The 11,147-nt window shown below is 59.2% G+C and carries 10 protein-coding genes; 5 read left to right on the forward strand and 5 right to left on the reverse strand.

The window, feature by feature from the left end:
* Window positions 1-18 precede the first annotated feature (18 nt).
* Entirely contained in the window at window positions 19-1,125 is a 1,107-nt protein-coding gene (locus HKN37_15315; protein ID NNE48020.1) for a PorV/PorQ family protein, read from the reverse strand.
* 169 nt (window positions 1,126-1,294) lie between these two features.
* On the opposite strand from HKN37_15315, the gene HKN37_15320 reads away from it, so the two are divergent.
* Complete coding sequence (locus HKN37_15320) at window positions 1,295-2,482, forward strand: class I SAM-dependent rRNA methyltransferase (protein ID NNE48021.1); 1,188 nt, start codon at window positions 1,295-1,297, stop codon at window positions 2,480-2,482.
* Window positions 2,483-2,485: 3 nt separating this feature from the next.
* Here the strand turns inward: HKN37_15320 and rsmB are convergent, their stop codons facing one another.
* The 3 genes from rsmB to HKN37_15335 all read right to left on the reverse strand — a co-directional run bounded on the left by rsmB (window position 2,486) and on the right by HKN37_15335 (window position 5,795).
* Window positions 2,486-3,826, reverse strand: a complete 1,341-nt coding sequence (gene rsmB, locus HKN37_15325) for a 16S rRNA (cytosine(967)-C(5))-methyltransferase RsmB (GenBank protein NNE48022.1) — start codon at window positions 3,824-3,826, stop codon at window positions 2,486-2,488.
* A gap of 79 nt (window positions 3,827-3,905) precedes the next feature.
* Window positions 3,906-4,247: a hypothetical protein gene (locus HKN37_15330; GenBank protein ID NNE48023.1), complete on the reverse strand. Its 342-nt coding sequence runs from the start codon at window positions 4,245-4,247 to the stop codon at window positions 3,906-3,908.
* 159 nt (window positions 4,248-4,406) lie between these two features.
* Window positions 4,407-5,795, reverse strand: a complete 1,389-nt coding sequence (locus HKN37_15335; GenBank protein ID NNE48024.1) for an FAD-dependent oxidoreductase — start codon at window positions 5,793-5,795, stop codon at window positions 4,407-4,409.
* 98 nt (window positions 5,796-5,893) lie between these two features.
* On the opposite strand from HKN37_15335, the gene mce reads away from it, so the two are divergent.
* Window positions 5,894-6,760 (forward strand): methylmalonyl-CoA epimerase, encoded by an 867-nt coding sequence (mce, locus tag HKN37_15340; GenBank protein NNE48025.1) that lies wholly within the window; start codon window positions 5,894-5,896, stop codon window positions 6,758-6,760.
* A gap of 78 nt (window positions 6,761-6,838) precedes the next feature.
* Window positions 6,839-8,680 (forward strand): excinuclease ABC subunit C, encoded by a 1,842-nt coding sequence (locus HKN37_15345; protein NNE48026.1) that lies wholly within the window; start codon window positions 6,839-6,841, stop codon window positions 8,678-8,680.
* Between the two features lie 78 nt (window positions 8,681-8,758).
* On the opposite strand, the gene HKN37_15350 is transcribed toward HKN37_15345, so the two are convergent.
* Window positions 8,759-9,040, reverse strand: a complete 282-nt coding sequence (locus tag HKN37_15350; GenBank protein NNE48027.1) for a GIY-YIG nuclease family protein — start codon at window positions 9,038-9,040, stop codon at window positions 8,759-8,761.
* Window positions 9,041-9,441: 401 nt separating this feature from the next.
* Between HKN37_15350 and HKN37_15355 the strand changes: the two genes are divergently transcribed.
* Entirely contained in the window at window positions 9,442-10,455 is a 1,014-nt protein-coding gene (locus HKN37_15355; protein ID NNE48028.1) for a nucleoside recognition protein, read from the forward strand.
* Between the two features lie 2 nt (window positions 10,456-10,457).
* Window positions 10,458-11,000, forward strand: a complete 543-nt coding sequence (locus HKN37_15360) for a spore maturation protein (GenBank protein ID NNE48029.1) — start codon at window positions 10,458-10,460, stop codon at window positions 10,998-11,000.
* Window positions 11,001-11,147 lie beyond the last annotated feature (147 nt).

The following is an 11,147-nucleotide window of genomic DNA, read 5'->3' on the forward strand; positions in this document are numbered from 1 at the left end:
CGCCCTTCACCTGCGGCGTCAGTCTTCTTGTCCCTGTCGTCGGAGGCCGGGCTGCTCGAGCGTTAGCTTGATCGAGATGCGGTGTGAATACCCAAGATCGGAAACGAGGCCTGCAAAATCACCGAATCCATAATCGATAGCGACCTGGCGGAGCTGGATTCCTGTACCGACCGACGGTGTCATATCCAGGCCATATTGATCGGAATAGGCGATTCGGTTCAATCCAGCGCGAAACGACAGTACGTTTCGGTACGTGAACTCGGTACCGAGCCGCGGATGAAACGACACGTCGCCGAGGTTGATCACATTCGCCTGCTGGCCGTCGAATGCCAGGTCCAGGTCAAAACCCAGGGCTAGCTCATTCTCACCCAGCGGAAAAATGAAGCCCGAACCCAGACGGGCCACCGGAAGCACGAGCTCGGTTCCACCCTCGGGGAGTTCCTGTCCAAATACATCCTGAATATTCTGGAGAGAGCTCTGATTCACACTCCAGCTCTGAAGCATCGTCGACACATCCTGGATGTTTGCTCCAAACACATAGCGTCCGGTTCTGTACTTGACGCCGACGTCAAAGCTGTAGCCCCATGCGTCAGCGAAATCGCCGATGGTGCGACGGATCATCTTGCCGGTTACGCCTATCGAGAGGCGATCGGTAAGGGCCCGGGCATAGCCGACGAAGAACGCGAAGTCGGCCGCCGAGAACGTCGTAAAAAAGCTTTCCGGATTCGGCTTCGGCTGGTCGCGCTCGGCATCCCAGGCATCGAGCGTGTTCTTGATGTCGTTCACTCCGCTACGGAAGAACGAGATGCCGACCGTGGATTGTGCATTGATCGGAAAGGCTGCGCTCCCGTAGTCGAACGAAACGACGCCGGCAAATCGCTCGGCGTGCATGTACGCAACTTCGGGGTACACCATATCTGCAAGGCCCGCGGGGTTCCAGTACCCGGAGCTCACGTCCCTCGTGAGGGCCACATGAGCCCCGCCCATGCCGAGCGCACGAGCTCCTACTCCCCCGGCGAGGAAGCCGGCTCCGTACTTGGCGACCTTCTGTCCGACCGCCGGCACGGCGACGAACACCGCGGTGAAGAGAATCAGTGAAAGCCTGATGTACGATCTACCGGTCATTCGTGGTATCGGGTCACGCTTGTGGGGAAGAAGCGGCAGTTTCAGGTGAGCGATTCCAACCGGAAATGACAGGACCCGTTCCCTTTCCGTCAAAAGCGCACATATTATTACCCTCAACAGGGCGTACTCTGTAGTAACGAGAATCGACTGTTGACTGGCGTACTGAAGCATGACGATTGTACTGAAACCGAACAAAGACAAGTTTTTGCGAAAGGGCTATCCATGGGTTTTTCGGAACCTGGTGGATCGGATCGAGGGAACGCCGACAACCGGCGACGTCGTGCGGGTGACCGATGCGTCCGGGCACGTGTTTGGCCAGGGGTTCTACCACGCCGAATCACAGATCGCGGTAAGATTCCTGACGCGTCACGCAGCTGCCACGATCGACGCCGACTTCCTGCGGGCCCGCGTGTTGAAGGCATATCGGCTGCGACAGTCCGTGTTCGGAGAATCGACCCATTGTCGTGTCATCTATGGTGAGAGCGACGGCATGCCGGGAACGATCGTGGATCGCTACGGCGACGTCCTGACGTGGTCAACACTCTGCTACGGAATGGAGCAGAGACGCGAAGTGATTCTGGACGCTCTGACTGAGCTGTACTCGCCGGCCGCGATTGTCGAGCGCAATGACAACATCCTTCGGGACAAGGACGGGTTGCCTCAAGCGAAAGGCGTCCTTCGGGGGACTCTGCCGGATCGAGTCTTGCTCGACGAGGACGGCGTCAAATTCGAAATCGATGTGCTGGACGGATTGAAGACCGGTTTCTTCATCGACCAGCGCGTAAACCGGCGACTGTCGAAACTCTTTGCCCGGGATCGAGCGGTGCTGGATGTGTTCTGTGCAGATGGCGGGTTCGGTCTACACGCGGCAGCAGCGGGAGCAACGTCGGTGTACGCCCTCGATTCGTCTCAGCCCGCACTGGATCGGGTCAAGCGTAACGCAGAGATCAACGGACTCCAGGACCGTTTTACGTACGAGCGTGCGGACGCGATGGACCGGCTCGAGGAGTTGGCGAACGAGAAGAAGTTCGGGATGGTGATTCTGGACCCCCCCGCATTTGCCAAAGGGCGCCGCCATCGGGAATCCGGCATCAAGGCGTACCAGCGAATCAATATCAACGGATTCAGGCTGCTCGAAGAAGACGGCATCCTCGTCACATCCTCTTGTTCACAGGCGATCGATGAGCAAGAATTCCTCAAAGTTGTTCGATACTCGGCGAAGAAGGCCGGGGTGTCATTCAGGATCCTGGCACGTGGCTTCCAGCCTCCCGATCATCCCGTCCTCGACTCCATGGAGGAGACGAGCTATTTGAAGCTCTACGTAGTGCAGAAACTGTCCGACGAACTGCCTGCTTAATCGTCAGTGGAGTCGTCGCAACCGCGCGGCGAACGCCCCGTCCATTCCGTCCCGATGCGGAAGCGACGCGAAGAAGCCTCGCGGCGTCAGCATGGCCGTCGGGACAAAGGGAGCCGCCGACTCGACTTCGAAGTTGCCGTGTCGTCGCAAGAAAGCGTCGACGCGATCATCGTTCTCCTCCGGCTCGATCGTGCACGTGCTGTAGACCAGCAGGCCACCCGGTCGGACGAGGGCCGACACGGAATCCAGAAGATTGTCCTGAAGTTCGGCCCGTGTTGCAAGGTCCGCCTCTGATCGTCTCCAGCGCAGATCGGGGCGCTTGGAAAGCACACCCAGGCCGGTGCACGGCGCGTCGATCAAAACGCGATCGGCCAGCACGCCAGCGAGTTCAGGCTGAGGTGCGGTAGCATCTCCCGTCACAAACTGTACGATGGAGCACCCGGCGGCCACGGCCGACTTTTCGGCGAGCCGCAGCCGGGCCGCGTTGGCGTCCAGTGCCAGAATTCGGCCTCTATCCGCCATGCGTGTGCAGGCGTACAGCGATTTTCCACCGGGAGCGGCGCAGGCATCCACAACCGTCTCGTCAGGCTGCGGGTCGAGCACGCGCACAACGAGCCCTGCCGACTCGTCCTGAACGTGGACCAATCCGTCGAGAAGCATACCCGACTGGAGCAGCGGCTGTACCGACTCGACTCGCAAGAAATCGTCAAGGACACCGGAAACGGACCAATCGACAGTCCTATCTGTCAACTGCGATTCCACCGCTGCACGGTCGGTGCGAAGCGTGTTCACACGTACACCAAACACGGGCCGCTTGTTGTTCCAGGCGAGAAGCGTCTGAGTCGCTTCATCACCATAGCGTGCGAGCCATCGCCTGACCATCCAAGTGGGATGGGAGAAACGAATGCCGAGGCGTTCTGCAGGGTCGGACATTTGCGGCTCCGGAAGTTCATCCCTGTGCTCCGAGACCCGTCGCAAGACAGCATTGATGAAGCCCTTGGCCTGCGGACGCGCCAGCCTGCCGGCAAGCGTGACGTATTCGTTTACCACGGCATGAACTGGACGCGAACGAACGGTCATCTCATACGCAGCGAGCCGGAGCATCTGGCGTACCGGAGAATCCAGCTGGTCGACGGGCCGCCGCGCATACTGCTCAATCACAAAGTCGAGCCACCGCCGCCAGCGGGTTACTCCCGCGACGAGATCGGTCAGCTGGCGTTTATCACGCGCATCCATTTGATCGGGCAGACCGAGCAGGCCAGAGAACGCGCCATCTGACTCGATCCGCTCGAGCTGGCGAACCGCTTCGGAACGCGGGTTTGGATGTTTCTTCGACGAGGACAGTGCGGGAACCGGGATTCATCGGGGTCCGCAAGATAACACGCAACCGCCAGTCGCGTGGGTGGGCGATACGTATCGAGCGCTACATGAAGAGGCTGACCAGCGATGGACGTTCGATTTGCTTGATCGAAACTGTGGCGGACGCTCCGTATGCCTCAGTCAATCGCCGCATAATGATCTCTTCAACTGGATCCGTCGGGTTCTGCTCTATCGCCACAGCGAGCCCCGTTCCTCGAAGCTCTTCAGAGAACGAAAGCTCACCTTCGGTCGGGTAATTGAACGGCGTGTCAGTCAGTGTCGTGTCCACCTTGAAGAAGTGAATGCTGAGCGAGTCATCCTCACCCTGCTGTGCCATGCACATGATACGTGCGTCGCCGTGGTCCATACTCACGACTGCGCCAAAGAACTTCGGGTCAAAACTCATCGCTCGTATGACTGGTTATTAGGGTGAGTACATCGATGATAGCCATTCGGTGCAGGTATCGTCCGGCGGCGTGTAATGATTAGTTAAAGGCAGGGTCCTGCGACCCTCAGAGTCCGGAGTTTCCGGCTATGCCCCGAGACATCGTTGTATATGATCGGATTACTGTTTTGTTGAGCGGATACCGCGCACTGCACGATTCGCGGCCACCAGCAGCGGATCCAGAGACGGGGCGAGGGGCGGTGCGTAGATGAGATCCAGATCACGTATGTCGCTCACCAACCATCCCTTCCAGATCAATGGAACGAGCACGTTGACACGCAATGCCGCTCCTTCCGTGCCGACCGCTGCCCCACCCAGCAGTCGTCCGTTGCGGCGGTCGACTACCAGTTCGATATGCAACCTCTGCGCTCCCGGGTAGAAGCTGACGCGCGACCAATCATCTACCGACTCCACAAAGGCGTCGAATCCGGCGGCCCGGGCCTCATCCAGAGAGAGACCGGCCCTGGCGACTTCGAGCCCGAATACCTTGACGGCCGACGCTCCGCACACGCCGGGAAATTTTGCCGGCTGCCCGCGACCGCGTCGGGCTGCGTTCTCTGCGGCAACGCGCGCGGTGCGGAATGCCGTCTGAGAAAGCGGCAGTGAGATCTTCCGGCCATCCACGATGCGTTCGACCTCGACGCAGTCGCCACACGCCCACACGTTAGCAGCGCTCGTGCGCATGTGCGGATCTACCTCCACCGTACCCGTTTCCGTGATTCGCAGTCCGGCGCGGCGCGCGAGTTCGGTATTGGGTCGTGTCCCCATCGCGGCTATCACCAGCTGGCACCCGATCGTCTCACCACTGTCCGTGCCCACCGAGGTTATCGCACCACTACTTGCCACGTCGAACCGGACCGCCTTCTCCGATCGAACCTGCACGCCATTCTTGTGCACCACATCCTGGACGTACTCGCGAAGCGCCGGTGACACATATCGGTTCAGCAGACCGGAGCCCGGCTCCAGAACGGTGGTCCGAATCTGACGACGAACCATGGCCTCAGCCATCTCAAGTCCGATGTATCCGCCGCCCAGTATGATGGCGTGACGGACGCGATGCGACGACATGTAGTTTTTGATACCGATCGCGTCGGCAAGACAGCGTACGGTGAACAGGTTGTCTGCGTCCGAGCCCTGAATATCCGGTCGAATTGCTGAGGCGCCCGTCGCGAAGATGAACTTGTCGAAGCGCTCTTCACGAGACCGACCGCTTGCGAGTTCGCGGACGACCAGCCGATTGCGGCTCGGGTGAACGTCCGTGACGTCGTGACCCGCAAAAACCGCGACTGACTTCTCCCGCTGGAACGATTCCGGATCGTGGATGACGAGTGTATCCGCGGACTCGATCTGGTCGGCGATGTAGTATGGCATCTCGCAGGCGCCATACGAGATGTGAGAACCCTTCTCGAAGAGGATGACGTCGGCATCCGGGTCAATGCGCTTTGCGTGTGCGGCCGCCGCGGGACCTGCCGCGACTCCGCCGATCACTGCTATTCGCTGCCTGATCATAAGCGTGTGACGCCGATGCGCCTTGATCCGCTGCCGTGAGAGAATTGTGCGTAAATTGCCGGGGTTCACAGGAGAATCGAAAGATACAACGCATCCTCATGACGACGTTGGAGCATATCGGCATCGCAGTGGAGAATCCGAAGACGGTGGAGGCCCTGCTCGGTGATCTGCTCGGCCTTCGAACGTACAAAAGTGAAACCGTCGAGCGTGAGGGCGTGCGAACTCATTTCATCGGAGCCGGAGAGACGAAGCTTGAACTGCTGGAGGCGATCGACTCGTCTTCGCCCGTGCAACGATTCCTGACGAAGCGAGGTGAGGGCGTCCATCACCTGGCGTTCGAAGTCAAGAGTGTCGCTGAGGTCATCAAGCGGGCCACGGAGATGGGACTGAGTCCGCTGTCGGAAAGTAGCCAGGCCGGAGCCGACGGTAAGCGGGTCGCCTTCTTCCATCCGCGCGATACGCACGGGCTCCTGATCGAGGTGTGCGAGACCGCCGCCGCGACTAGCAAAGCGTCGCCGGAGATCGGATCCGTGCTTGAATTCGGAAGCAGGCAGTCGCCGGCCGTGGTCATTGTCACGACTGCCCACGGTCTTCAGCACGAGATCTGGATGCGCGTTGCTTCAATGCTGGAGAGCTGCTTCTACGTTGTCGTCGTCGGCACTCCGACCGGCGCCGAAAGCCCGGAGCAACCGGTGGCCCGACGCTTCACCGACGAGGAAGGGATGGCCTTGATTGTCTCAGCGCCGTACACGGACTGGGCCCGGGAGTTTGCTCGGCGCCGGCAGCCCGCCGTACGGTCGCTGGCGGAGTGCAGTTTTCATGATTCCGAAGTTGTACTGGCAATCGAACTCGGACGCCGGGCGGCGGAGCGATACGTGATACCGGCGGCCAGGGCTGCATCGCGGTCGTCCATCCGTCTCCTGGCTGATCTTATCGCTCAAACGATGTCCCCTGCCGATGACTGACCGCCAACCGCGCCCGGCGATAGAATTTCCCTGTAGCTACGAGCGAGCCCGGCACTCTTCCCAGAAGCCCCGACGATTGTGAACCCGAATCTGAAGGACAAACTCGACCACTTGCCCTCGAAGCCGGGAACGTACCAGCACAAGGATGCTGCGGGTAAGACGATCTACGTCGGCAAGGCAAAAAATCTCCGGAGTCGCGTTCGCTCCTATTTTCAGGAAGGGCGCCCTCGCGACGGAAGGCTGGCGGCGATGATCCGGAAAGTTGAAGATGTGGAGATCATTGTCACGGACACAGAGGTCGAGGCACTCATTCTCGAGAACAACCTTATCAAGAGGCTCAAGCCTCGGTACAACGTCAACCTTCGTGATGACAAGAGCTACCCGTACATCTGCATAAAGAATGAGCGGTTTCCACGGGTATTCCCCACGAGACGTGTTCGTCAGGACGGCTCCAGGTACTTCGGGCCGTACACGAGTGTAAAGCACATGCGCCTCATGCTGGACACCATCCGGTCGATCTTCCAGCTACGAACATGCAGCCTGAATCTCGCTCCAGAACACATTGCTGCAAACAAATACCAGACTTGCCTCGAGTATCACATTAAGAAATGCAAGGGGCCCTGTGTGGGGTATCAGAGCGAGGAATCGTACGACCAGACGATCCGACAGGTTGAGAAATTGCTCGAGGGAAAGACACGAAATCTCCTGTCGCTCCTAAATGACGAGATGAAACGTGTGGCCGGCGACATGCAGTTTGAAGATGCCGCCGACCTGCGAGACAGGATCGCCGCGATCGAGAAGCATTCACAACGTCAGAAGGTCGTCAGCCAGGAACTGGTCGACCGCGACATCTTCGGTCTGCACCTCGATCGGGAGGAGGATTTCGGCGTTGGCGTCCTGTTCAAGGTGCGCGATGGAATGGTGATCGGAAGCCAGCACAAGTACATCAAGCGAGTCGACGGACGAAGTGAGGCGGAAGTGATGCAGGCATTTCTGGAGCACTACTACACGGAGGCGACCTTCTTTCCGGACGAGGTCGTGTTGTCCGATGCGCCCGACGAGCCGTCGACGCTGGAGGAATTTCTTCGGGAGCGACAGGGAAAGAAAGTGCCGCTGAAGGTTCCGGAACGAGGGGACAAAGCGGGCTTGATGCGAATGGTAGTCTCCAACGCGGGACTGCTCGCTGAGGAGTACAAGCTGCAGAAAGAGCGACAGCAGGAAGGTCGGATTCCTCATGCGGTAAAGACGCTGGCGGCAGACTTGAGACTGCCCGATCTGCCCCGCCACATCGAGTGCTTCGATATCTCCCATCTCGGAGGTACAGGCACCGTCGCGTCGTGTGTAGTCTTTATTGACGGCAAGCCGCGCAAGAGCGAGTACCGGAGTTTCAACATTCGCGGCGTCGAGCATGGCAAGCCGGATGACTTCGAGTCGATGCGCGAGGTAATTCGTCGTCGGTATACACGTGTCAAGAGTGAGGACGGGCCATGGCCGGACCTCGTGGTGATTGACGGCGGGAAGGGGCAACTGTCCAGCGCCGTTGAGTCGCTCAAGGAGTTGGACGTGTACGGACGATTTCCGGTCGTAGGATTGGCCAAGCGACTGGAAGAGGTTTTCTTTCCGGGAGATACCGAAGCAGCGCTGATTCCGCGCGCCAGTGCTTCGCTGCAGTTATTGCAGCGCATCCGCAACGAGGCGCACCGCTTCGCCATCATGATGCAACGGAAACAGAGAAAGAAATCTACGCTGACGTCCGAGCTCCTTGATATAAGGGGAGTCGGGAAACAGTCGGCGACCAAGCTGCTGAAGAAGTTCGGTTCCGTCAAGAAGATCCGCGAAGCCGGTGAGGCGGAAATCACGCAGGTCGTGGGCCGATCCATTGCGAGCGCCGTGCTGAGGCATTTCGCCGAGGCGGATTGACGGTGGCGCTTGCCGGTGTGGAACGACCGTCGAGCGGGCAATCCCGACTCGCCCGTCGGAGGTCGTGAGACTTGCTGCCTAAGGTTCGTCCGCAAGATCTCGCCACCTCGGGTTGTGCATGCGGATAAGCGCCAACTTCTTTGATCTGCGCCATCCTTTGATCTGCTTTTCGCGGATGATCGCTTCGGAGATTGAATCGAACGACTCGACGTGGACGAGGCGAGTAACGTTGTACTTCGCAGCAAATCTGCTGCCAATCTTCGCTCGGTGCTCGGCCATGCGTCGACTCAGGTCACTGGTTACACCAACGTACAGCGTTCGTGTCTGGCTGGAGAGGATATACACATAGCATGTTCGCATGGCAACATCAGACAGACACACCAGCGATGTCCGCCATAACTGCGTGCCAGTGGCGGACACAGGTTCCTCGCGTGCGCTCGGAATGACGATTTTGTCTCGCCGCGCATCCACCACGAAACGTCCCGAGTCTTGCCCCGTTTTCGGCGTACGTCGGCCAGTCTCACCCTAACGTCATCCCGAGCCCGTCGAGGGATCTTTGTCTGCGAGCTGGCAACTCCTCGAAAGAATGCGCCCCCCCGTCTGCCACAAGTATCCGCCTCGCCTATTCCCCGTTCCCCAGCCCGTGACAAGATCTCCTTACGCAGCGGCCGCGGCAAATCCTGAAATACGGTCAATCAAGCCACGAAATCGTGACTCAATGCTTATCATGGTGGCGCCACCGCTCATTCGTCCTGCAAGCGATGCTCAACTACATCTGGGCCGGCCTGATCATTTTCAGCCTGGTATTCGCGCTGGTCCGTGACGTATCGGATATCCAGAAGGACACGTACCGCAACGGCGAGTCCCTCCCCGTCTACCTGGATTTTCCCGACGGCTACGACACGACCACGAGACGTCTCGAGACCACGGTTCGCATTGACCCTGCGTCATTCCGAAATCACTATGGGACTGACGCGACGCCCTCGGCATCGTATTCGGGCACGTTGATCCAGACTGCGGACGGTCGGCAACTTCGATTCGCCGCAGACGAAGCGTTGCCCGAACCGCTCGCCACGATCCGCGAGGTCGCCGGCGGACGCGACGGTGAACTTTTAGCCGTGTTCTCTTCTCTGACCCCGGCAGACTCTTCCGTCACGACCGCCACGGCCGCGATCGTCTTTCCGCCGGTCCGATTCGTCAAGATGAACGCGATTTCTCAGGCGGCGCTGGATTTTGCGGAAACGGCCGTTACGCTTGCCCTTGGACTCATCGGCGCGCTTGCGTTGTGGCTCGGCTTGCTGAGAATCGCAGAAAAGTCGGGTATCCTCTATGCACTCGTTCGGTTTACCCAGCCGGTGCTGCGAAAGCTCTTCCCGGAGATTCCCGAGGGGCATCCGGCCATGGGAATGATCGCCCTCAATCTCACGGCCAATGTGCTCGGACTTGGAAACGCTGCAACGCCACTGGGCCTGAAGGCGATGGAGGAACTGCAGACCCTCAATCCGACCGACGACACCGCCACGAACTCGATGGTCATGCTGCTCGCCATGAACACCGCAAGCGTTCAGCTGGTACCACCGGTCTTGCTGGTCGCCGTGATGGGTCTTCAGATCAACAAGATCATCTTCTCGATCGTTATCGTGACCTCGCTTTCACTCGTCATCGCCATCACAATGACCAAGTTGTTTGGCCGCATGAAGACGTATCGGCAATCTGACCCCGGCGTAATGCCATCTGAAGACACGGCCGCCGCTAATACGGATGAGGCCAGCTGATCATGGACATCGTCCGTACCGTTATCGACATCCTGTCCGTCTTCGTGCTGCCCGCGATGATCGTCGGGTTTCCACTCTATGGACTCTACAAGCGCGTTCCGGTATACGAGGAGTTTGTCGAGGGCGCCAAGGAAGGATTTGACGTAGCGGTTGTAATCATTCCGTATCTCGTTGCGATCCTTTTCGCGATCGGGATGTTTCGCGCTTCCGGTGCCATGGACTTCCTCATTGAAGGTCTTCGACCGGTTCTCGCACTCGTCGGGATTCCCGCCGAGATGATTCCCATGGGCATCATTCGACCGTTGACGGGATCGGGATCGGCCGCGATCGTGCTCGATATGATCAGTCAATTTGGCGAGGACTCGCTGCTGGTCAAGATGGCTGCGACCATGTTCGGGTCGACGGAGACCACTTTCTACGTGATCGCAGTGTACTTCGGCGCGGCCGGCATCAAGAAGACTCGCCACGCGATACCGGTCGGCCTGATCGCCGACTTCGCCGCGTTCCTTATGGCGGTGTACGTCGTCCGATGGCTGTTCGGATAGGATCGGGTTCGACAATCGGCCGTGTCTGGTGCCGGCGGGAATCGAATCTCGGTCGATCCTACCGTGCGACCCGCTAGTCCGTCTTCGCGTCGTGCTTCCCGAACAGGGCCCACGCGGCTATCGCAAAGCACATCAGTGAGGCAAGAC

Source organism: Rhodothermales bacterium (assembly GCA_013002345.1).
In the GTDB taxonomy this organism is placed as follows: Bacteria; Bacteroidota; Rhodothermia; order Rhodothermales; family JABDKH01; genus JABDKH01.